At 72.1% G+C, this 22,578-nt stretch carries 18 protein-coding genes; 10 read left to right on the forward strand and 8 right to left on the reverse strand.

The window, feature by feature from the left end; translation table 11 throughout:
- The 3 genes from H537_RS54610 to H537_RS0125445 form a co-directional block, all read left to right on the forward strand.
- Positions 1–282, forward strand: a 282-nt coding sequence (locus H537_RS54610) for a hypothetical protein (protein ID WP_051243245.1), incomplete at its 5' end; no start/stop codon positions are given.
- A 236-nt stretch (positions 283–518) separates the two neighbouring features.
- Entirely contained in the window at positions 519–812 is a 294-nt protein-coding gene (locus tag H537_RS0125440; RefSeq protein ID WP_051243246.1) for a helix-turn-helix domain-containing protein, read from the forward strand.
- The gene (locus H537_RS0125445) at positions 809–2,164 is read left to right on the forward strand and encodes a HipA domain-containing protein (protein WP_043459969.1); all 1,356 of its coding nucleotides are present in this window, start codon (positions 809–811) and stop codon (positions 2,162–2,164) included. The genes H537_RS0125440 and H537_RS0125445 overlap by 4 nt, the downstream gene beginning before the upstream one ends.
- Positions 2,165–2,300: 136 nt before the next feature.
- Here the strand turns inward: H537_RS0125445 and H537_RS0125450 are convergent, their stop codons facing one another.
- Complete coding sequence (locus H537_RS0125450; RefSeq protein WP_211235074.1) at positions 2,301–4,583, reverse strand: 2OG-Fe(II) oxygenase; 2,283 nt, start codon at positions 4,581–4,583, stop codon at positions 2,301–2,303.
- A gap of 125 nt (positions 4,584–4,708) precedes the next feature.
- On the opposite strand from H537_RS0125450, the gene arsC reads away from it, so the two are divergent.
- Positions 4,709–5,140, forward strand: a complete 432-nt coding sequence (gene arsC, locus H537_RS0125455) for an arsenate reductase (glutaredoxin) (protein WP_029000096.1) — start codon at positions 4,709–4,711, stop codon at positions 5,138–5,140.
- A gap of 214 nt (positions 5,141–5,354) precedes the next feature.
- On the forward strand, positions 5,355–6,887 hold the full coding sequence (locus tag H537_RS0125460; RefSeq protein WP_029000097.1) for a bifunctional aminoglycoside phosphotransferase/ATP-binding protein: 1,533 nt from the start codon (positions 5,355–5,357) through the stop codon (positions 6,885–6,887).
- Between the two features lie 30 nt (positions 6,888–6,917).
- Here the strand turns inward: H537_RS0125460 and H537_RS0125465 are convergent, their stop codons facing one another.
- The gene (locus tag H537_RS0125465) at positions 6,918–10,469 is read right to left on the reverse strand and encodes a hypothetical protein (RefSeq protein WP_029000098.1); all 3,552 of its coding nucleotides are present in this window, start codon (positions 10,467–10,469) and stop codon (positions 6,918–6,920) included.
- Between the two features lie 321 nt (positions 10,470–10,790).
- On the opposite strand from H537_RS0125465, the gene H537_RS55105 reads away from it, so the two are divergent.
- The 5 genes from H537_RS55105 to H537_RS53390 all read left to right on the forward strand — a co-directional run bounded on the left by H537_RS55105 (position 10,791) and on the right by H537_RS53390 (position 14,163).
- The gene (locus tag H537_RS55105; RefSeq protein WP_211235075.1) at positions 10,791–11,228 is read left to right on the forward strand and encodes a hypothetical protein; all 438 of its coding nucleotides are present in this window, start codon (positions 10,791–10,793) and stop codon (positions 11,226–11,228) included.
- Positions 11,209–12,219: a hypothetical protein gene (locus H537_RS0125475; protein WP_051243247.1), complete on the forward strand. Its 1,011-nt coding sequence runs from the start codon at positions 11,209–11,211 to the stop codon at positions 12,217–12,219. Before H537_RS55105 ends, H537_RS0125475 begins: the two co-directional genes overlap by 20 nt.
- Positions 12,220–12,264: 45 nt before the next feature.
- Positions 12,265–13,500, forward strand: coding sequence for a peptidoglycan-binding protein (locus H537_RS0125480; protein ID WP_029000100.1), 1,236 nt, complete (start codon positions 12,265–12,267; stop codon positions 13,498–13,500).
- Positions 13,501–13,608: 108 nt separating this feature from the next.
- Positions 13,609–14,004, forward strand: coding sequence for a ChaB family protein (locus H537_RS0125485; RefSeq protein ID WP_029000101.1), 396 nt, complete (start codon positions 13,609–13,611; stop codon positions 14,002–14,004).
- Positions 14,005–14,016: 12 nt separating this feature from the next.
- Entirely contained in the window at positions 14,017–14,163 is a 147-nt protein-coding gene (locus H537_RS53390; protein ID WP_156901931.1) for a hypothetical protein, read from the forward strand.
- Positions 14,164–14,178: 15 nt separating this feature from the next.
- Here H537_RS53390 and H537_RS0125495 read toward each other — a convergent pair whose 3' ends face one another.
- From H537_RS0125495 to H537_RS0125520, 6 genes are all read right to left on the reverse strand, one after another.
- The gene (locus tag H537_RS0125495; protein ID WP_029000102.1) at positions 14,179–15,276 is read right to left on the reverse strand and encodes a hypothetical protein; all 1,098 of its coding nucleotides are present in this window, start codon (positions 15,274–15,276) and stop codon (positions 14,179–14,181) included.
- 213 nt (positions 15,277–15,489) lie between these two features.
- The gene (locus tag H537_RS45520) at positions 15,490–18,651 is read right to left on the reverse strand and encodes an efflux RND transporter permease subunit (RefSeq protein ID WP_051243248.1); all 3,162 of its coding nucleotides are present in this window, start codon (positions 18,649–18,651) and stop codon (positions 15,490–15,492) included.
- A 2-nt stretch (positions 18,652–18,653) separates the two neighbouring features.
- On the reverse strand, positions 18,654–19,844 hold the full coding sequence (locus H537_RS0125505; protein WP_051243249.1) for an efflux RND transporter periplasmic adaptor subunit: 1,191 nt from the start codon (positions 19,842–19,844) through the stop codon (positions 18,654–18,656).
- Positions 19,845–19,882: 38 nt separating this feature from the next.
- The gene (locus H537_RS0125510) at positions 19,883–21,199 is read right to left on the reverse strand and encodes a TolC family protein (protein ID WP_043459975.1); all 1,317 of its coding nucleotides are present in this window, start codon (positions 21,197–21,199) and stop codon (positions 19,883–19,885) included.
- A 194-nt stretch (positions 21,200–21,393) separates the two neighbouring features.
- Positions 21,394–21,861: a hypothetical protein gene (locus H537_RS0125515; RefSeq protein WP_156901933.1), complete on the reverse strand. Its 468-nt coding sequence runs from the start codon at positions 21,859–21,861 to the stop codon at positions 21,394–21,396.
- Between the two features lie 149 nt (positions 21,862–22,010).
- Positions 22,011–22,568 carry a dihydrofolate reductase family protein gene (locus H537_RS0125520; RefSeq protein WP_029000106.1) on the reverse strand — a complete coding sequence of 186 codons (558 nt, stop codon included), beginning with the start codon at positions 22,566–22,568 and terminating at the stop codon, positions 22,011–22,013.
- Positions 22,569–22,578 lie beyond the last annotated feature (10 nt).

A 22,578-nucleotide genomic window follows, 5' to 3' on the forward strand; every position in this document is an offset into this window, starting at 1 on the left:
GGCAAGGAGCAGGGGACGCTGAGCATGCTGTTCGAGATGTCACGCGACGACAACCCGCGCCTCTACGACGACCTCGTGCGCTTCAACAAGGGACCCAAGCGCGTCAACCGGCTGCGCTTTCTGGCGCACGAGGGGCTGCTGGCCCAGGGCTGGGCACTGGTGCCGGCCGCCGCCGCGGCTGCACCCGCGGTGGCCACGCCTCCGGCGCCAGCCACGCCGGCCGTGGACCTCGGCGACCCGGCACTGACCAACGCGCTCTTCAGCCCGCCGCTGCAGGAATGAGCAGGAAGCGTAGTGGGCATGCTGCAGTCCAGGGAGCGGATGCCATGCGTTTCCTTCTTGTAGAGCGTGTTGCGCCGGGCTGGTGTTCGCACGACGGCGCCTGATGGTCGCAAAAGTTTCTGAAAATCCGAAACTAGCGGGTTTGAGAGCCACCCCTTCATGGGAATTTCGGAATTTCAGAAACGCTTGGGCCGACAATACTTCGGCACTCTCATTTTCTGAAAGTCCGAAACATCATGTTGGAAAAACTCCCAGTGGCTGTCCTCTCCTCGCCCGCTGCCCTGGGCCCGGTCGTGCGTGCCCGCCGCAAGGCCCAGGCGTTGCGCATCGACGATGCCGCCAGCCTGCTTGGGGTGTCGGTTGACCTGATGTCGCGCCTTGAGAACGGGCAGGGCACGGTCCGTCTGGACAAGGTGATGTCGGTGCTTGACGGACTGGGTCTCACGCTGCTGGTCCTGCCCAAGGAGCATGCGTGGGTACGGGAGGCCGTGGTGCCGGACGAGACGCCCACCGATTCGCAGCCGTCATGAGCCACGAGCTTCACTTGTGGGCGGGCGACCGGAAGGTCGCCGTCGTTTCACACGACGCGAAGGACGAGCACTGGGCCCTGGCCTATGACGAGGCCTGGGCAGCCGACCCGCAATCGTTCCCGCTGTCGCCGGCCTTGCCTCTCGTGCGCCCGGCGTCCGGTTACCCGTCCAGCACCCTGCGGCGCTTCATCGAGCACCTGCTGCCCGAGGGCAGGGCGCTGGACGTGGCCGTGGCGTACAACGGTCTTGCGAAGTCCAACGTGTTCGGCCTGATTCGCGCCCTCGGCTCGGAAACGGCGGGAGCCTTGCGCTTCACGGCCGATGGGCACGACGTCGCGCTGTCCGCCGATCCCGCTCCGCGCGAGATCCCGCTGCAGGAGTTGGAGGACCGCATTGCCCAGCACGCGAACGTGCCGCTGACCGTCTGGGACGGCAAGGTGCGCATGTCGGTGGCGGGCCTGCAGGACAAGCTGCTCGTCTACCTTGACCGCCCGCTGTCGGAGGGCGGACGCCTGGCCCTCGTCGAGGGCAGGCGCCTGGCCTCGACGCACATCCTGAAGCCTGACACCGGGCAGGCGAGAACTCCCCATCTCGCCGTCAACGAGCACTTCTGCATGGCCCTGGCCGGCAGGATGGGCCTGCCGGCGGCGCAGGTGAGCCTGCTGCGCACGCCGCGGCCCGTGCTCGTCGTGCGCCGCTTCGACCGCAAGGTCCAGGCGGACCAGCGCCAGGTGCGGGTGCAACGGATGCACATCATCGACGCCTGCCAAGCTTGCGACCTGCCGGTGAGCGGCAAGTACGAACGCAACCTGGGCAGCGCACCCGACGTCTGCGGCATCCGCGACGGCGTGAGCTTCGAGCGCCTGTTCCGGTGTGCCGAGCTCACGGGCAACAAGGCCGCGGCGAGGCTCACCATGTTGCGCTGGGCGCTGTTCCAGTTCCTGATCGGCAACAGCGACGCGCATGGCAAGAACTTCTCGTTCTTCGTGCGGCCCGGCGGCCTGCTCGAGCCTGCCGACTGGTACGACCTGGTCAGCGTGCTGCAGTACGAGGGCTTCGACTCGGAAATGGCCATGGCGTATGGCGACGTCTTCGTGCACGAGGAGGTGTCCGCCTTCGCCCTGGCCGACTTCGCCACGCGCTGTGGCATCGACCGCAAGCTCATGCGTCGCGAGGGGCAGCGACTGGCCAGGCTTGCCATCGCCGCGGCGGGGGAGCAGGCACTGTCGGCCGACTACCTGTCCGAGGAACGGCCGTTTGTCGAAAGCCTTGCTGCTTTCGTGACGCAGCAGGCGCAACGCCTGTCGAAGCTGGTCGCCGACGCCGCAGCCATCAAGGCCGGCTACCTTTGAGCGATGTGCTGCCTGCGCGCGCTCACGGCTGCACCTGGTGCCACCGGGCGCAGGCACCTGCACCGGACTTCGGCGGCACGCTGAGGCTGCGTGGGCTCGGGGTCGGCGCGGTGGCACATGACTCGCGAAAGCAACGCTATGCCAGCCGTTCCAGGTCCTGGAGGTCTTCACGGCGCTGCCTCGCCCGCCGTTCGTAGCTGGCCTGATTCTTGGTGCACACCAGGCTGTAGGGGCGGCCGTTCCGATCGGTGGCGAGGTTGACGTCGCAATGGCAGCGCTGTGCGGTCGAGGCCACATGGGTCCGGACCGTCTCGGCCGCCTTGAGCGTCCAGGTCCGCTGGATCGGATCACCCAGAAAGCTGGCCAGCCCGGTGCAATGCGCACACCGGCAGTCGAGCCGGGCAGGTCGGGTCCAGTTGGCCGGGGGTTCCAGTGGCTCGGCCGTGCGGGCGCGAAAGTGCTGCACGCAAGCGGCGCGCAAGCGCTGCACGCCCGGTTTGCTGCGTGCTTCCGCCTCGCTGGCCAGGCGTCGGACCGCAGGCAGGATGACGGCGTCCGGATCGTAGGTCCCGGGCCAGGCCAGGAGGTGGTCGACGGCCTGCTCGGCCAGCGACGCGTCGATGCGCTCGAACGCCATCACCAGGTCGGCAACGAGCTCGGGATCGGGTGCTGCGGAACGCCGCCACGTGCTGGCCGGCTGCGGCTGTGCACACGCCGGATTGCCGGGCAGCGCATCAAGCAGCGCCTTGGCCGTCGCGAGGAGGTCTCGCGCAGGAGGCCGGACTGACGGTGCCGCGGCGCCACGGCACAGCAGATCCGCGCAGGCGCCGGGATCCTTCGTCGCGTTCGCCCTGACGATGCGCTCGATGAGCGCTGCCACGCGCGGCGGCGACAGCAGCGCCAGGGCCCCGAGCAGGGCCTCGTTGTCGGTCTTGCCGTAGTCGCCGGCGGCGCTGATGCCGGCCAGGAAGGCGTCGATGCGCGCGGCATCCTGGAGCTGCGTCAGCGTGGCCAGCATCGTGGCGGCAGTGCCCGGCGCCTCGCCGTGGCGGGGCCAGTCACCGGCTTCCGGCCAGCCCTGCAGCATGTGGCCGGCGAGCTCGTGGGCCTCCTTCCAGAGCGCCGAATTGGTGCCCGCGCCGCTTTCCTCCCAGCGCCGGGCGAGGCCTGCGAGCCAGGGCAGGCTCACCGGCAGACCCGCTGCGCTGATGACCTCCATCCGCCGTGAGCCGGGCCACAGCACCAGCGCGGCACGGCGGTAGGTGCGCTCGAACGAGGCGCCCTCGTTGCCGGCGGCCTCATGGAATTCCTGCGCGTCGGGCTCCATGTCCTCGAACACGTCCGGCGGGCACAGCTCGATGTTTTCGACGGGAAAGGCGCCGAACTCGGCCGCGGCGCCGTCCGGGCATCTCCAGTTGGACAGCACCGCGCTGCGGTCGCAGACCTCGACGATCTCGAACTCGTCTTCTTCGTCATCGGGCCAGGAGTGGCCGGCGTAGCCGCTGTAGTCGGCGCTGCCGCTTTCCTCGATGGTCAGCAGCGCCACGTGCAGCTCGCAGCCCGAGCGCTGCGCCGCTGCGGCCAGCACGGCGGCTGCCGCGGCGTCCACCCCCTTGAGGTCCTGGAAGGACAGCTGCGCCGGGGTGTACGCATGCTCCAGGGAATAGACCAGCTTCGCGGGAGCTTCGTCCTCCGGCCGCCATTCGCCTGCTCCCCAGGCTGCCAGCAGCGTCGCGATGCGCCGGGTCTCGGTTTCGTAATTCGGAGGCTGGGGCAGCCGGCCCGGTCCCTGGCGCACCAAGTTGTAGACCAGCACCAGGCGACAGCCCGAGGTGACCGGCAGCACCTCGTGCACGCAGTCGGCGTAGAAGGCCGCGAACGCCGCCATCGACGGGTCCTGGCCCTGCAGGTCCAGGCGCGCTTCCCGGTCCTTGTGGCGCACGACCAGCTCGCCGCCGGTGTGGATCGAGGGCAGTGCGACGACGAGGGTGCCGAACATGCCTGCAGCCTTCTCGGTGTCGCGGTGCTCGACGAAGAAGCTGCCCGCGTCGTAGACGAGCAGCTTGTAGAGCTGCGCCGCCACGGGCGTCGTCACGCCCAGTCCCATGGCCGCGCGCTCGACGATGGTTTGCAGCGTGCGCGCCCAGGAGGCGCCCTCGATGCGCACGCGCTCGGCCCTGATCTGCCAGGTCCGTCGCACCGAGGTGTCAACGATCGTTTCCGTGCCGCGGCCGTAAGGCGCCCGGTCGGCGATGGCGATAAGCTGTTCGGCCTGCACCGGCAGCAGCGGCAGCGCGACCGCTCCGACACCTTGTACCGTCAGCCGGGGCAGCGACAGCTCGATCACCCCCGCGGTGTAGAAGTCGCCCGGCGTGCGCACGGTGCTCAGCAGGGCAGGCAGTTCGTGTGCGATGGACAAGATCGGTCCCTCCATGGAGGCGTCGCCGTCATCGCATGGCGGATGACACCGGCGAGCGTGCAAGTGCATTGGGGGCTGGTCAAGGCGCAGCTGCCCGGCACGGGCTCCGGCCGACAATGCCTCCCATGAACAACGTCACGATCTACCACAACCCGGCTTGCGGCACCTCGCGCAACACGCTGGCGCTCATTCGCCACGCCGGCATCGAGCCCACCGTCGTCGAGTACCTGAAGACGCCTCCCTCGAAGGAGCAACTGCGCGAGCTCGTGGCAGCCACGGGCCAGGGCGTGCGCGCGCTGCTGCGCGAGAAGGGCACTCCTTATGCGGAGCTGGGACTGGACGACCCGAAGTGGAGCGACGAGCAGCTGCTGGACTTCATCGTGCAGCACCCGATCCTCATGAACCGGCCGCTGGTCGTGACGCCGCTGGGCACGGCGCTGTGCCGTCCTTCGGAAAAGGTGGTGGAACTGCTGCCGGTGCCGACGCTGCCGCCCTTGACCAAAGAGGACGGTGAAGTGGTGCGGGACACGGGGGGGCGGCGGGGCGGCGGGCAATAGCGACGGCACGTCGGTGTGCGGAAATGCCCACGCTTGCGGCCTGGACAGGCCAGCCTGAAGCGCGGAACGTTTTCATGCCGTCTCATGCCGATTCGTAATGAACCAAGGCTGCCTCAAGCCGTGAAACATCAATCGCCCCCGTCTCAATCGCTCAGGAATTGATGGGTGCCATGATGGGTGCGAGTGTTTCACGGACCGTTTTTCATAGACAAAAATGGCGGACGCTACCGATTTCGAGCTCGATGTCGAGTCGCTGCGCGCGCAACTGCAGGCCCGCACCGGGCAGCCGGTGGCGCTGTTGCAGACGCATATCTCCTGGGTGCTGCTCACGCAGCGCCTGGCCTTCAAGCTCAAGAAGCCGGTGCGGCTGCCGTTCCTGGACTTCAGCAGCGCGGCCCGGCGCGGGCAGGCCTGCCTGGAGGAGCTGCGGCTCAACCGCCGCCTGGCGCCCGCGCTGTACCTGGGCGTGGTGCCGGTGCACGGCACGCCGGCGGCGCCGCGCTGGGGCGGCGAGGGGCCGGTGATCGACCACGCGGTGGTGATGCGCCGCTTCGCCGATGACGCGCTGATGAGCGAGCGGCTGCAGCGGGGGCAACTGTCGGCGCACGCCGTCGAATGTCTGGCGCTGCGGCTGGCGGACTTTCATGCCGCCGCGCCCGCCGCGAAGCCGGACAGTCCCTTCGGGCAACCGGTGCAGGTGCAACAGTCCGTGAGGCGGGTGCTGGAGCAGCTGGAGGCTGCGCGCCCCGGCGATGCCCGCCTGGCGCCGCTGCGCGCCTGGTGCGAGGCGCGGTTGCAGGCGCTGGAGCCCGAGTGGCGCCGACGCCTGGAGAGCGGCGCCGTGCGCGAGGGCCATGGCGACCTGCACCTGGCCAACCTCATCGTGCCGGGCGCGGACGAGGAGGCCACGGCCTTCGACTGCATCGAGTTCGATTCGGCGCTGCGCTGGATCGACACCATGAGCGACATCGGCTTCGCCACCATGGACCTGCAGGCGCGCGGCCGGCGCGACCTGGCCTTCCGCTTCCTGGACGCCTACCTGCAACGCGGCGGCGACTACGCCGGCACGCGCGTGCTGCGCCTGTACGAGGTGTACCGGGCGCTGGTGCGCGCCCTGGTGCAGGCGCTGTCGCTGGGGCACGCCGCAGGGCCGGACTACCTGGCCAATGCACAGGCCCTGGTGGACGCCGGCGCGGCGCCGCGCCTGTTGATCACCTATGGACCCTCGGGCAGCGGCAAGTCCACCGTGGCCGCGGCGTTGTTGGCGCAGGCCGGGGCGGTGCGCATCCGCTCGGACGTGGAGCGCAAGCGCCTGTTCGGGCTGCGGGCGCTGCAGCGCTCGGCCGAGCACGGGCTGGACCTCTACACCCCCGAGGCCGGCCGCCGCACTTTCGAGCACCTGGAGGCCTGCGCGCGTGCCGCGCTGCTGGGCGGCTACCCGGTGATCGTGGACGCCGCCTTCCTCAGCCGCGCGACGCGGCAGGACTTCGAGCACCTCGCCTGGCAGCTGGGCGTGCCCTTCACCATCCTCGCCTGCACGGCCGATGCCGAGACGCTGCGCCGGCGCGTGGCCGCGCGCGGCGCCGCCGGCACCGATCCGTCGGAAGCCGGTGTGGACGTGCTGGAGAAGCAGCTGGAAACGGGCGAGGCGCTGGACGCGGCGGAGCAGGCGTGCGCCATCGAGGTCGATACCACCGGGGAGGTGGACGTCGGGGCGCTGGCGCGGCGGTGGCTGGCGGCCGGTTGATCCGCCCGGCATCCAGTCCCGCTCCGACCCTCAGCCCCCATCCCCGCCCGCGCATCCCCGTGCCTGCTTCCACATCCGCTCCACCGTGAGCGCCGGCAGCAGCCAGTGCGTGGGGTGGCGCGTGCCGTCGGGCGAGAGGTCCAGCGTGCGCACCGGCGCTTCGGCGCTCAGGGCGGCGAGGCCGCCCAGGCTGGCGCGCAGCGCGGCCACGGCCTGCGCCTGGCGGGCCTCGGCCAGCGCCGCGGCGCCGCCGTCGCGCGGGTCGGCGGGGGACAAGGCCCGCAGCGACGCCATCCAGCCCGCCGCGGCGGGTGCCGCGCACTGGGGCCGCTCCGGCACCTGGGCCACGCGCTGCGCCGCGGGCGCGGCGCAGCCGGTGCCCTGCTGCCGCTGCGCCAGCTCCGCGCCCGAGGGCGGACGCGGCTCCGGCGCCGGGCATTGGTCCTGAAGCAGGGCGGGCGGCGGCACCTCGGCGCGGATCAGCAGCACCTGCGGCAGCAGGTGCTCGCGCAGCCAGGCGCGCCGGGTCTCGTCCATCGCCGCGCAGTGCGGGTACAGCGCCAGGTCCGCCGCCGAGGGCTGTGCCGACAGGCAATGCGCCAGCGCCTGCAGCAGGTCCACCGTGGCCTGCGCGCCGCCGGGATCGGCCTGGTGTCCGTCGGCCAGGTGGCCGCAGGTCTGCAGCCAGGCGTCCGCGTCCGGGGCGGAGGCCGCCGCGCCGGGGCGGCGGTCCATGCAGTGCCCGCGCGGCGCCCGCAGCGCACCCGGGGGATGCAGCAGCGGCAGCCGCGCCGCGTTGTGCGCCACCGTGCCCAGCGACAGGTCCTGGCCCACCAGGCCGAGCTGGTCCCGCGCACCCGGAAACTGGCGCCAGTCAATGCGCAGGTCGCTGGCGATGGCGCGCTCGCCGCTCTCCACCCACGCGGCCTCCAGCAGCAGGTAGGGCAGGTGGCCGGCGCCGGGGAACGCGAGCTGGCGCCGCGACTCCATCAGCCCCGGCCGCAGTCCCGGGCCGGCCGCCTCCAGCGCCTGCTCGAACCAGGCCGCGCGCGACAGGAAGCCGCAGCCCGGCGTGTCGCACCAGCTCGTGGGCAGCGCCAGCGCCAGCGCCTCCTCGAACACGCCCGCCGACACCAGCGGCGACAGCAGGTCCGCGCGCGCGAAGCGCGTGAGGCACTCCGCGTCCACGAGGCCGTCCAGCGTGCAGCCGCGCAGTGCCGCGGCGCCCGCCGCCGCCCCGGACACGCCCGTGATGGCGAACACGCGCCGCTGCAGCGCCGGGTCGTGCTGTCCCAGTTGCTGCAGCACGAAGGCCGTCCAGGCCGCGCCGCGCATGCCCTCGCCCTCTGCGGCGACCAGGAACACGCGCATCGCGCCCTGCGCGTCCAACGGCAGCGCCGGCCGGCACGCCACCGGTGCCGGTGCGGCCTCCGCCGCGTCGGGCACGCCCTGCGCGGGCGCGATGCCGCTGCCGGCCACGGGCTCGCACAGCGAACTCAGCCAGGTGCTGAGCGCCTGGTCCAGCGTCGGCCGCTGCTGCGCGGGCAGCACGTCCTCGTGTCCGGCCGGGCGCGGGCTGGCGATGCGGTCGCCCACCACCAGCACCAGCATCGCCAGCACCAGCCCCGCCGCGCCCAGCGCAGGCACGCTCAGCAGCGTGGTGGCCAGTGGGTGCATCGGCCCGTCCGGGTGCGCGTGCTGCCGCGCCAGCACCAGCGCCAGCACGTGTGCCAGCAGCAGCAGGCCGCCCAGCAGCGCGGTGAAGAGCAGCATGCGCATCCCCCCGCCGGGCAGCCCCGGCGTGGACTCCACCGCCGGCCACACGGCCGCGTTGGCCGTCCAGCCCAGGGCCCCGAGGCCCAGCACGGCCAGCAGCGCCAGCAGCCCGGCCCAGGGACCGGCGATGCCCACCTCCAGCAGCGTCAGCCAGCCGCACAGGGTCATCCACAGCGCGGCGCTGAACAGCAGCACCGCCAGCGTCAGCGTGGGCAGGCGGTCCTGCTCCCAGAGATCGGACGGGGGCGGCAGCAGGTCCATGGCGCGGCACAGCAGCAGCGCCAGCAACAGCAGCGCCACCAGCCCCTGCGGGTGCAGCCAGCCCATGAAGCGGAACTTGGCCAGCGGCGCGCTCGGCTGCGCGTGGCGCACCACGCCGGCGCGGGTGGCCCATTCCGCCCAGCTCCATGCGTCCAGGTACAGCAGCTCGGCGCCGTCGTGGCGGTGCTTCAAGAAAACCAGGCCCAGCGTCAGCACGCTCACGCCGAAGGCCAGCAGCAGGATCGCGGGCCCCAGCCAGGGCGTGGCCGGGCCGGTGACCTGCGCCGCCGCGCCCTCGCGCAGCACCTGCACGCACAGCAGCACCACCAGCACCACCGGTACCCCGGCCAGTGCCCGCGCCCACCAGCGTGCGAAGCCCTGGCCTGGAACGGCCCCCTGCACCGACGGCGCCGGGCTGTGCGGGCGCCGCAGCTGGCAGGCCGCACGCGCCCACAGCCAGGTCGTGAACGCCAGCGCCCACAGCGCCAGCGCCGTGAGCCCGAACGCGACCATCGTGCCCAGCATGCGCAGCAGCCGCTCCTGCAGCGACGCGCCGTCGCCGCGGTAGGGCGACGCGGCCATGGCATAGAGGGTGTCGCGCCCGACATCCAGCGCCAGCAGCCCGGCGCCCAGCAGCGCCAGCACCAGCAGCACGTAGCGGCTGCGCAGCAGCACCTCGCGCACCGAGCCGCGCAGCCGCGCCCGCTCCGCGCGCCGCGTGGGTGGCGCGTCGGCCCCCACCGCCGCGCCGGTCAGCCACATCAACGTCGCGCCGCCCAGCACCACTGCGACCACCAGGGCCAGCCACGGCTTGGCCGCATGCGCGCCGCAGCCCACCGTGGTGATCCATTCCGTGGCCCGGCCGGCGGGCACGGCGCACTGCGTCCCGAGGAAGCCGTTGATGCCCACCACCGCCACCGTGACGAACAGGAGCACGGCTGCCCCGCCCCCGCTGATGCGAGAGATCGGTGCGCTCAGCGTGCTGCTCCACAGCGCCAGGCCGATGCCCACGAGCGTGGCGATGACGGCCAGCGCCGTGCCGACCGTGCCCAGCCGCGACAGCCCGATGGCGTTTTCCAGCAGGTCCACCGCCATCAGCGCCAGTACCGGCAGCAGCAGGAGCACCAGCGCCAGGCCTTCGCGCTCCTTGGAGCGCGCCTGCGCCACGTCGTCTCCCAGGGCCTGGGCCAGCCGCTGCGCCAGTCCCGCCAGGCCGATCACGTACAGCGGCACGAACAGCACGCTGTCCAGCGCCAGGTACAGCCAAGCCAGCTCGATGCGGTTCGAGCGCGACCACAGGCGCAGCATCTGGTGCGCCGCGGCGTTGCGGCGCGTGTCCGGCCAGCCCAGGAAGTCCTCGATGCCCCAGCCGCCGGGCACGTGCAGCACCGCGCCGATGAGCAGCAGCAACAGCAGCGCCGCCGGCGCCGCGGCGGCGTAAAGGCCCAGCCCCGGCGCGTGGGAGGGCCTGAAGTCTTCGTCGGTGGAAGGTGCCCCGGCGCGGCGGCGAGTCGACTCAGGCGCCGCCGCGTCGCGGTTCGCCATGCTGCTGTTCCATGCTGCGAGGCCGTAATGAAAATGGCCGTTTTTTTGCCATTGTCACGGCCGACACCAGGGCGCCGGCGTGACACGGGTCACGAAGGGCGGGACGGTTTCAGTCTGATACGTCGCGGTGCCTGGGGCTTGGCCGCGCACCCTCCCGATCCGGCGATCCGCTGCGGCGCAGGGTGTCTTTGGTCGCTGGCGCGAAGCCGTTTTCCCTTGCTAGAAGGGCACTGCCGCCTGGCAGCGGCATGAACCCCGAGGCGTGCGACGTCCTGGGCAGGGCGGCCGGGCGCGGGGCGGCAGCGAAAGGACCTTATGGCCATGTCCGTGTGCCTTCGTGCCTTGAGAGCGCTGTTCAAGTCCATGAGTCAGGCGCCGCCGCCGTCGTGGACGCTCCCGTTTCCCGGCGGCGCGCGGCGGCCTGGAGCGGCCCGGCGCACGGCGCTGGCGCTGCTGCTGCTGCCGGCCGGGCTGTGCGGCTGCGCGCACGTGTGGGTGGATGCCGACGGCACGCGCCACGTCGCGGGCTGGGTGCACCTGAGCCTGCCGCCCGCCGACGACTCCGGCGGCTCGGGGCTGCGTGTGCGCAGCCTGGGCCTGTCCTGGCTGCGCTCGGCCGAGGGCGCGGCGCTAACCCTGGGCTACAGCGATGTCGGCGTGCTGGCATTGCGCAACCACAGCCTGGTGCGCGTGGGCGCGCCGGGCCTCCCGCTGTCGCGGGCTGACACAGGAGCGTCCGATGACCAAGGAAAACCTTGAGCGTGCGCCCGCGGCAGGCCGGGCACGCCTGTGCCGCGCCGGTGCAGTGCTGGTGGCCGCCTGGCTGGGCGGCTGCGCCGGCCCCCAGGGCTACGTGACCTTCGTGACCAAGACCTCGCTGTCGATCGTGGACGTGGACTCCACCCCGCCCGGCGTGAGCGTCGCCTACGACCGGGTCGAGGGCTACGTCGGGCCGCAGCTTCTGGACGGCAAGGCGCCGCCCGTGACCGGCAGCATCCGCACCGACGGCAACCTGCTGGCGCGCAACATCCGGCAGGTGTACGCCACCGGCCGCGCCGCGCTGATCGTCAACAGCCCGGCGTCCGCGCCCGCGCCCGCAGCCGAGGCGGCGTCCGCACCGGCTTCCGCCGCCTCGGGGCCGCAGCGGCCGGTGTTCTTCGGCACCGGCACGGTGCTGGGGCTGAAGTTCAGCTTCAGCCAGGACGGCCTGCCCGGCTCCTTCACGCTGGGCTACCGGCGCAAGGAGGCGTCGGTGATCCCCGTGACCGAGGACCGGCTGCGGCTGCCCTCGGTGATCGCCGTGCTCAGCAACGACGTCCAGGCCGGCTCGCGCGACAAGGCCGGGTTGGGGCTGGAGCAGTACTTCGCCACCGGCGACGCCGCCGATGCGCTGGCCAGCGACCCCGACATCAGGCGCGCGTTCAAGGCCGAGGGCCAGGGCGCCGTGCAGGCCTACTTCACCCAGGAGCGCCTTCAGGGCACCGCGGCGCTGGACACGCTGTACTGCCTGTCCCGGCTGCCCGATGCGCGGCTGCCCGGCGTCTGGGCGCACGCGGAGCTGGAGAAGGTGCTGGGCGCCGATCCCGGCCCCTACCAGGCCATCCGCGGCAAGCCCACGCCCGCCGAGGCGCGCACCGAGTACACGCGCCGGCTGACGCTGGGCCAGGCCGACGACGCGGCCCGTACCGCGGCCTACCAGGTCCACCAGCGCTATGTCTGTGCGCTGGCGACCGGCACGCTGGCGCCTTAGCCCGGCACGCGCCCCTTCCCGTCGATCCGCCAAGGAGACCGCACCATGCCAGTAGCCACCGAATCCCTGCCCTGCGAGCTGTGCGGCGAGCGCCGCGAGCGGCTGAGCCTGCACGGCTTCAAGGTGCTGGGCTGCACGCCCGACGCGGGCAAGCCCGGCTTCTGCACCCTCAGCTACGAGGACCCGGCGCTCAGCGGCGGCGCCGCCGTCACGCGCACCGTCACGACCGAATCCGTGGAAGCGGACGGCGTTGCCGTCGAGGCCGTCACCGTGACTACCACGGTGGAGCCGCTGGCGTCGCCGCAGCCCGCCGGCGCGACACTGGCCGCGGCGGCGGCGCTTGGCGCGCTCACGCCGACGCAGGTGCGCACGGCGCAGGCCATCGTCAACCTGTTCGAGACCAGCGAGGTGCTGGGCGACTACGGCGACGTGACGCTGATCGAGGGCGACACCGGCCACCTCACCTACGGCCGCTCACAGACCACGCTGGGTTCGGGCAACCTGGCGCTGCTGCTGCAGCGCTACTGCGGCAACCCGGGCGCGCGCTTCGGCGCGCGGCTGCAGCCCTGGCTGCCGCGCGTCCAGGCCCGGGACAAGGCGCTGGACCAGGCGCCGCAGCTGCACAACCTGCTGCGCGCCGCCGCGGACGATCCGGTGATGCGCGAGACGCAGGACCAGTTCTTCGACGACGTCTACTGGACGCCCGCGCTGCGCCGTGCCCAGCAGCTGGGCATCTCCTCGGCCCTGGGCGTGGCGGTGGTGTACGACAGCATCGTGCACGGCTCCTGGGGCGACATGCGCCAGCGCACCGACGCGCAGGCCGGCAGCGTGCAGGCCCTGGGCGAGCGCGGCTGGATCGCGGCTTACGTCAAGGTCCGGCGCCAGTGGCTGGGCACGCATGAGCGCCAGGACCTGCGTCGCACGGTGTACCGGATGGACGCCTTCCAGCGCCTGATCGACCAGGGCTTCTGGGGCCTGCCGCTGCCCCTGGTGGTGCGCGGCAAGGAGATCTCCCTGGCGTCGCTCACGGGCACCCCGCCGGGCTGCTACGACGGACCGCAGCCGGGCACGCGCGCGCTGATGCTGGCGCAGCCGCTGCAGCGCGGGCTGGACGTGCGGCTGCTGCAGCTGGGGCTGTCGCTGCAGGGCGTGGACATCAAGGCCGACGGGCTCTTCGGCCAGGCGTCGCAAACCGGGCTGCACGCGTGGCAGCAGGCGCAGGGCCTGCCCGCCACGGGCGCCGCGGATGCGGCCCTGGTGGCGCAGCTGGCGCGGGTCTGAGCCCGCCGTGGGCCGTGCCGGCACCGGGTGCCGGGAATGGCGGTTGCCGTGTCCGTGGGCACGCAGGGCGCCGCCGCCGTGGGCGGCGCCCAACCGCAGGAGATCCGCATGAGCAAGCAGAAGTACGGGGTGGAGCTGCCGGGCACCCTGGAGCGCTCGCCGGCCAAGGCGCAGCGCACCTATGCCAAGACCTTGCGCAACGCCGAGCGCGAATACGGCCGCGGCGAGCGCGCCAGCCGCACGGCGCTGGCCTCGCTCAAGCACGGCTTCGAGAAGGTGGGCAACCACTGGGAGCCCAAGGACCACAAGGGCCCGTCGGACCCGCAGGCCGCCGCCGGCGGCGCCGAGGCGCGCAATCATCCGCGCGAGACCTTCGGCGGCGTGGACGTGATGGGCCACACGCGCCAGGAGCTCTACGCGCGCGCCAAGGATCTGGGCATCGCCGGGCGCTCGCGCATGAACAAGGAAGCGCTGGCGCGAGAGATCGCGAAGAAGCAGGGCTGAAGGGCGGACGACATGAGCCAGAGGCTGCACGACATCCCGCCCGATCCCTTCGTGCCCGAGCCCCCGCCGGCACCGGCGCCGGACGCGGAGCCGCATGTGGAAGATCCCCCGGCGCCCAGCCAGACGCCGCCGGTGAAGGATCCGCCCAAGTTCAGCTGAGCAGGCGCGCGGCGCTCACGCCGCGCTGCACCCGCCCCTGAAGCTCGACGGGCACGCCGTTGCCAGCCCGCCCGTGAGCGTCGAGCCCTGCGGGTGGGTCTTGAGGAAATTCAGCACGTCGGGCCAGACGTTCTTCAAGCCCTTTTGCGGCCGGGTCCAGTACAGGTAATTGGCGCGCAATTGATTGCGCGCGAAGTTGTACAAGTCCTCGATGGGTATCGAAGTGCGCTCGCCCTGGTGGCTCAGCGCCACGTAGTTCTCGAATTGCACCGACGGCGCCAGCGGTACCACGCCGGCCAGGCGCGGATACTGGGTATAGACGTTGTCGCGCAGCGAGCGGTCGTCCAGGAAAACATCCGGCCCGCCCAGGCCGATGCCGTATTCGGGCATCTGCCCCACCAGCGTCTGGATCGCCTGCTTGGGGAAATTCACGAACTGGATCGCCACCGTGGTCGGAAACGCCTTGCGCAGCGTGCGGTTGGCGGAGGCGAGATTCTTGAAGAACTGGTTGCGGTCGTCGTCGCTGATGGAGCGGTCCGCCCGGCCCAGCGCGGTTTCGTTGAAGGCCACGCTCTCCAGCGCCGGGTGCGAGTCCAGCGCCTTGCCCATGGCGAACAGGAATTTCTCCAGGTTCTCCAGCACCGCCGGCTCCCACAGCGCGACGTTCTGCCCGGCCCGCGCCTTGGGCCCGCCCGGCGCCTGCTTTTCCTCGATGCCGATGCTGTAGGTGCTGCGCCCCGAGCCGGCCTTCTGCTCCAGGTATTCGGGCACCGGCCGCGCGCCGCCGGCAAATGACTTGAGCATCAGCAGCACGTGCAGCCGCTTCTTGTAGGAGGCGACGCGGTCCAGGTCCTGGCGCAGGCGGTCGAAATTGAAGCGGTCCTCGTTCGGCTCCAACTCGGCCCAGGTGTAGCGCAGTTGCAGGCCTCGGGCGGACTGGACGTTGCGGATCTGGTCCAGCGTGTCCTCGACCATTTCCGCACCGCCGCGGGTGGGAATGTGGATGTACTGGCCGGGGTGCCATTTCATGCCCGCGCCCTGGGCCCAGGGCAGGCCGGGCGCGCAGGCGGCGGCCGTGGCGGTGAGCAGCTGGCGGCGGTTCAGGTTCGGCATGGAGCTACGTTCCTTTCAAGACAGGTCGCGACAGGCCCGGGCAGGCCGGGCCGCCGACGCTGCAGCAGGCCTTGGGCCCGGGCCGCCCAGGCTCGCACAGGCGGCGCAAGGGGACGTATCAAAAAGGAAAGCGCGCCCGGGGCGCGCTTTGCCTATCTGCTGTCTGTATAGCCGGGCCCGGTCCGCCAGCGGTCCGGGCCCGGAGCCGGCGCCTCAGCGCGCGGCGTCCATGCCCAGCGGGTGCGGCACCGGGTCGGGCTCGGTGTCGAACCAGCGGAACACCGCCGGCAGCATCACCAGCGTCAGCAGCGTGCAGCTGATCAGGCCGCCGATCACCACGATCGCCAGCGGGCGCTGCACTTCCGAGCCCGGTCCGGTGGCGAACAGGAACGGGATCAGGCCCAGCATCGCCACCGTGGCGGTCATCATCACCGGGCGGAAGCGCAGCTTCGCGCCCTCGGCCACGGCGCGCTCCAGCGGCATGCCCTGGGTGCGCAGGTCGCGGATGTAGCTGATGAGCACCACGCCGTTGAGCACCGCGATGCCCCACAGCGCGATGAAGCCCACCGAGGCCGGCACCGACAGGTACTCGCCCGTGACGAACAGCCCGATCACGCCGCCCATCGAGGCGAAGGGCAGCACCAGGATGATCAGCGAGGCCATGCGCACGCTGCGGAACAGCAGGAACAGCAGGAAGAAGATCGCCCCCACCGTGATGGGCACGATCACCGACAGGTGGCCCAGCGCGCGCTCCATGTTCTGGAACTGACCGCCCCACTCCAGCCGGTAGCCCGCCGGGAGGTCGACGTCCTGCGCCACCGCCTGCTGCAGCTCGGCCACGAAGCCGCCCAGGTCCCGGTCGGCCACGTTGATGCCCACCGTGATGCGGCGCTTGCCCATCTCGCGGCTGACCTGCGCCGGGCCCTCGACCACGTGCACCTTGGCCAGGTTGGCCAGCGGCACCTGCGCGCCGTTGGGCGCCGACACCTGCAGCTTGCGGATCGCCTCCACGTCGTCGCGGTAGCTCTGAGGCAGCCGCACGAAGGCCGCGAAGCGGCGCTCGCCCTCGTAGATGTCGGTGGCCGACTTGCCGCCGATGGCGATCTCGATCACGTCGTGCACGTCCGACACGTTCAGCCCGTGGCGGGCGATGGCCTGGCGGTCGATCTCGATCTGCAGGTACTGCTGGCCGGAGATGCGCTCCACGCGCAGGTCCTGCGCGCCGCGGATGCCCTGCGCCACCTTGGCGATCTCGTCGCCCAGCCGCTTGAGCGTGGGCAGGTCGTCGCCAAAGATCTTCACGGCGATGTCGGCGCGCACGCCCGTCACCATCTCGTCCACGCGGTCGGAGATGGGCTGCGCCATCACCACCTGCACGCCGGGCAGCACCGAGAGCTTCTTGCGGATCTCGTCGGCGATGGTGTCCTGCGTCCACCCTTCGGGCCACTCGTCGCGCGGCTTGAGCGACACGATGGGCGTGGACTCGTTCTGCGCCTGCGGGTCCGCCGCCGACTCGCCGCGGCCCACGCCGGAGACGGCCGAGCGCACGCCCGGCACCTCCATGGTGAGCTTCATCGCCTCCATCTCCATGGCGATGGACTCCTCCAGCGAGATGTTGGGCACGCGGTTGATGCCCGGCACCACGGAGCCTTCCTTCATCTCCGGAATGAAGGCGCTGCCCAGGAAGGGCACCAGCGCGCCGGTGCCCACCAGCAGCGCCAGCGCCAGCGCCGCCGTGGCCTTCGGGGCCGCGATGGCGCGGCCCAGCACCGCCAGGTACGGCTTCTTGAGCTTGCGGATGAGCCAGGTGTCGTGCGCCTCCTCGTCGTGCACCTCGCCCTCGGGCGTGGGCTTGACCTTCAGCAGGTACGAGGACAGCACCGGCGAGAGCGTGAGCGAGAGCACCAGCGAGATGGCCAGCGCGATGGCGATGGTGTAGGCCAGCGGCGCGAACATCTTGCCTTCCATGCCGGTGAGGGTCATCAGCGGCAGGAACACCAGGATGATCACGCCCACGCCGAAGATCACCGGCGTGGCCACCTCCTGCACCGCGTGCAGCACGATGCGTGCGCGCGGCTCGCCCGGCTTGTGCGTGCGCGACAGGTGCGACACCGCGTTCTCCACCACCACCACCGAGCCGTCCACCATCAGGCCGATGGCGATGGCCAGGCCGCCCAGCGACATCAGGTTGGCCGAGATGCCCAGCTGGTTCATGGCCATGAAGGTCAGCAGCGGCGTGAGCACCAGCGTGGCGATCACGACCAGCGCCGCGCGCAGGTTGCCCAGGAACAGCAGCAGCACCAGCACCACGAAGGCCACGCCTTCGAGCAGCACCTTCACCACCGTGGCCACGGCCGAGTCCACCAGCTCCGAGCGGTCGTAGTAGGCGGCGATCCGCAGCCCGTCGGGCAGCATGCCGCGCTCGTTGATCTCGGCCACGCGGGCCTTGACGTTGGCCACCACCTCCTTGGCGTTGCCGCCGCGCAGCATCATGACGATGCCGCCCACGCTCTCGGTGACGCCGTTCTTGACCACCGCGCCGGCGCGCACCGCGGTGCCCAGCCGCACCTCGGCCACGTCGCGCACCATCACCGGCGTGCCCTCGAACTCCTTGAGCACGATGCGGCCCAGGTCGTCCAGCGACTGCGCCAGGCCCACGCCGCGGATCAGGTACTGCTCCGCGTGGTGCGGCAGCACGCCGCCGCCGGAGTTGGCGTTGTTGCGCGCCAGCGCCTCGAACACCTGCTGGATGGTCAGCCCGTAGTAGCGCAGCTTCTCCGGCGCCACCAGCACCTGGTACTGCCGCTCGTAGCCGCCCTGGGAGTTGATCTCCGCGATGCCGGGAATCGAGCGCAGCAGCGGCCGCACCACCCAGTCCTGCACCGTGCGGCGCTCGGTCAGCTCCTCCTCGGTCAGGGCGCGGTTGCCGTCACCGGGGTGCTCCAGCGTGTACTGGTACACCTCGCCCAGGCCGGTGGAGACCGGGCCCAGCACCGGCGTGATGCCCGCGGGCAGCCGGCCGCCGATCTCGATCAGCCGCTCCATCACCAGCTGGCGCGCGAAGTACACGTCGGTGGCGTCGGTGAACACCAGCGTGATCAGCGACAGCCCCGGGCGGTTGAGCGAGCGCATCTCCTCCAGCCCGGGCAGGCCGGTCATGGCGATCTCGATGGGCACGGTGGCGAAGCGCTCCACCTCCTCGGGGCTGCGCCCCGGGGCCTCGGTGGCGATCTGCACCTGCACGTTGGTGACGTCGGGGAAGGCGTCCAGCGACAGCTTGCGCGCCGCGTCCAGCCCGAAGGCCAGCAGCATCATCGCCACGACGACAACGACCAGGCGCTGCGCGAGCGCCTGGCGGATCAGGGACTCGATCATCCTTACTCCATCTCGGCGCGCTTGCGCTCGTTGTTGAGGTGGAAACCGCCCTCGGCGGCGATGGTCTCGCCGCCGCGCAGCCCGTCCTTGACCACGCGCACGCCGCCGGCCTCGTCGCCCAGCTGCACGCGCGTGAGCCGGTAGGCGTTGGACGTGCCCTGGCGCACGTAGACGTGGTCCGCGTTCTCCTCGCGCACCACGGCGCTGGTGGGCACCACCAGGCGCGGCACCGGCAGCGGCTCGATGGCCATGGTCGCCAGCATCGCCGGCTTGAGCTGCCGCTTCGGGTTGGGCAGCTCGGTGCGCACGGTGACGGTGCGCGTCTCGGGATTGACGGTGTCGGCCACCCACACGAGCTGGCCCTCGATGGGCTCCACGCCGTTGGAAGGCACCGACACGCGCACCTTCTGGCCGGCGCGCACGCGGCCCACCTCGCTCTCGGGCACCTGCGCCACCACCCAGACCGTGGACAGGTCGGCGACGGTGAACAGCCCTTCAGCCGGCTGCACCACCTGGCCGCGGTTGACGCGGCGCTCCACCAGCACGCCGTTGAGCGTGGAGACGATGGAGGAGGTGGAGTTGATGACGCCACCGGCATGGGCCTTGGGCGACACGCCCATGACGCGCAGCGTGTCGGCGGCGGCGCGCTGCTCGACCTCGGCCACCGCCAGCTCGTTCTCGCGCCGCTGCAGCTCGGCGCTGCCGATCACGTCCGAGGCCAGCAGCGTGCGCGCGCGCTCCACCGCCTTGGCGGCCTGCTCGCGCTGGGCGTTGGCCTTGAGCAGCGCCAGCTGCGCGGCCGCCAGCTCGGCGCTGTGCAGCTGCGCCAGCGCCTCGCCGGCGCGCACGTTCTGCCCGGGCAGCGCGTACAGCTCGGTGATGCGGCCGGTGACGGCGGCGCCGATGCGCGCCAGCGTCTGCTCGTTGAAGTCGATGCGGCCCACCACTTCCAGCGGCTCGCTCACGGGCGCCTCGGACACCTTGGCGTCCTTGACGCGCTGCGCCAGCGTGGGCGAGGGCTGCACCACCAGCGGGTCGGCCGGCGCCGCCGCCGAGGCGGCGGACGCGGCGGCCTGGGGCGCGGCGGACGTGGCTTCCCCGCAGCCGGCCAGGCCGGCGGCGAGCAGCGCGGTGGACACGGCCAGTGCGATCGCACGCCGGGACGGGAGGTAGATGCTGTTCATCGGGTTCATGCGAAGGGCCGGGAGGGAAGGGGGTTGGCGGCGCGCGCTCATGGCAGCTGCGCCTGCAGGCGTTCGAGCTCGACGCGGGCCACGCGCAGGTCGAAACGCGCGCTGTCGAGGTCGTTGCGCGCCTGGCGGAAGGCGCGCTGGGTGTCCAGCCATTCCAGGATGCCGCGCTCGCCGCTGCGGTACGCGGCTTCGGCGATGCGCATGGCGCTCTCGGCCTGGCGCAGGATGCCGCTCTCCAGCGCAGTGACCTGCGCGGCGGCGATCTGGTATTGCTGCCAGGCGGTGTCGAGCTGCTGCGTGAGCTGCAACTCGCGGTCGGACAGCGCGTAGCTCAGGCGCCGCAGCTCGGCCTCGGCCTCGGCGACGGGTCCGGCGCGGCGGTCGAACAGCGGCACGCTCACGACCACGCCCAGCTGGCTGGCGCGCAGGTCGGGCTCGCGGCTGACGCCGCCGCGCAGCGCGAGGGTAGGCAGCCGCTGCTGGCGCTCCACGTCCAGCCGTGCCTGCGCGGCGCGCACCTCGGCGCGCGCGGCCTGCAGCTCGGGATGGCGCTCCAGCAGCGCCGCGCGCATCAGCCCCGGCGGCTGCGGCGTGGCGCCCAGCGGCGCTTCTTCCGCGTCGGTGCCGAGCCTGAAGCTCTCCGGCAGCGTCGGGCCCACCAGGCGGCGCAGCTCGTGCTGGGCCTGGCGCACGCGCAGCTCCGCGGCGCGCAGCGCGCGCCGGGCGTTGAGCTGCTCGGTGTCGGCGCGCACGAGCTCGAAGCGCGGCGCCTCGCCGCTGTCCACGCGCACCGCGACGCGGCTGCGGATCTGGTCGGCCAGCGCCAGGTCCTCGCGCGCGTTCTGCAGCTCGGCCTCGCTGCGCAGCACGCCGTAGTAGCGGCGCTTGAGCTCGGCCAGCAGCTCCAGCGTGAAGCCGGTGGCCGAGGCGCGCGTGCCGTCCAGCGCCGCTTCCGCCGCCTGCACCCGCGCCCCGCGCAGCGCGGGCCACTCGATGGGCTGCGTGATGGACAGGCTGCTGGCCGAGCCGGCGGCGGCGCCGGGCACGCGCGCGTGCTGGCGGCCGGTCAGGAACTCGACCTCCGGGTTGCGCAGCGCGCCGGCGCTGCGCACCGCGGCCTGGGCCGAATCGACGCGCGCCCGTGCCGCGGCCAGCGCGGGATGGGCGTCGCGCGCCAGGGTGATGAGCTGTTCGAGCCGGAAGACGGGCGGCTCGGCCTCCGGGGACTGGGCCCGGGCGGGCAAGGCCGCACCGGCCAGCAGGGTGGCCAGGGCGCAGGCGAGCAGGCCGTGGCGGCCGCGGTGCAGCGGCGCGCGGCGGCACCGCGAAGAGGTGTTGGAAGGGCTTCGGAGCATGGGCAACAGGGACGAGCCTGGCCGGGGCCCGCATGGCTGCGGGCCCTGGCGACGGGACGCGATCACCCGCGGCCACGCGCACGGCCGCGCAGGGCCGTGGCGCATCGCCGGTGGAGACGCGTGACGGAAAGGGAGCGGTGGAGGCGCTGCGCGCGCTCAGGCGGCCGCGTCAAGGCGGCGCCGGGGCGGCAGGCTCAGGCGAGGTTGGGCGGACGCAGCAGGCGTTGCGGCCGCGCGATGGCGGCCACGGCCGGGGGTGCCGCGGGCTGGCCCCGCGGGGATTCGAAGCGGTACGCCGGCTCGGCCGGCAGCATCGCGTACTCCGGGACCTCCAGGTCGAGGTCCAGGCTCAGGGGAACGTCTTCGAGCAGCCACCGCCCCGAGGCGCCGAAGCCGCCGGAGAAGGACGGCGCGGCGCGGTGCTGGCGCCATCCCGGCGCCGGATCACCGATCAGCAGCCGGCTCGGCAGCGTCGCGGCGTGAACGGCGTCGTCCACGCTCCACTGCGGCAGCTTGCCGCTCGTTGCCTTGAAGCCCGATGCGTGATCGACGGTGTAGCCCAGGCCGCAGGTCAGCAGACCCCACGCGAGCAGCGCCAGCGCCAGGCGAAAGGCCTGGCGGCTCAGACTCGGAACGGGGTTGGATGGGGACTGCAAGGACACGAAAACGGGCTGATTGCTTCACGCTGTAAGTAAGGGCAGCAAACGCTTACAGCAACGGCCCGCATTCTAAGGGTTAACCCCGGACATTTCGCTCTTGGTTGAGTTTTCGCAAGCTGCGGTGGTTGCCGGTTGCATCGAGCGCGGCGATTTCAGCCGCGCTTCACGGCGTAGCGCAGCTCGGCGAACACGTCGCCGTAGGCCTGTACCGATTCGAGCCGCAGCGCCGGCGGTGTGGTGAGCGCGCGCGGGAACAGCGGCGCGCCGCGGCCCAGGGTGACCGGGGCGACGGTGACGATGATCTCGTCCAGCAGCCCCGCGTCGTGGAACTGCGCGGCCAGCTCGCCGCCGCCGACGATCCAGAGGTTCTTCCCGCCGGCGGCGCGCGCCATCTCGGCATGCAGCCGGGCGACGTCGCCGCAGGCGAAGCGGATGTCGGCGCCGTCCACGCCCGGCAGCTCGCGGGTGCTGAACACCCAGGCGGGCTGCGCATAGGGCCAGGGCTGCGGCTCGCGGCCCTCGGGCCGGACTTGATGACGCAGCAACCACTCGTAGGTGTGCGAGCCCATGGCGATGGCGCCCACCTCGGCGATGAAGCGGTCATAGCTGCCGCCGGGCGCCTCGCCGAACTGCAGCAGCCAGTCCAGCGAGTGCTCCTCGGTGGCGATGAAGCCGTCGAGCGTGGAGGCGGTGTAGTACTGGGTTTTCATGGGTGGGAGT

Source organism: Azohydromonas australica DSM 1124 (assembly GCF_000430725.1).
Lineage (GTDB): Bacteria > Pseudomonadota > Gammaproteobacteria > Burkholderiales > Burkholderiaceae_C > Azohydromonas > Azohydromonas australica.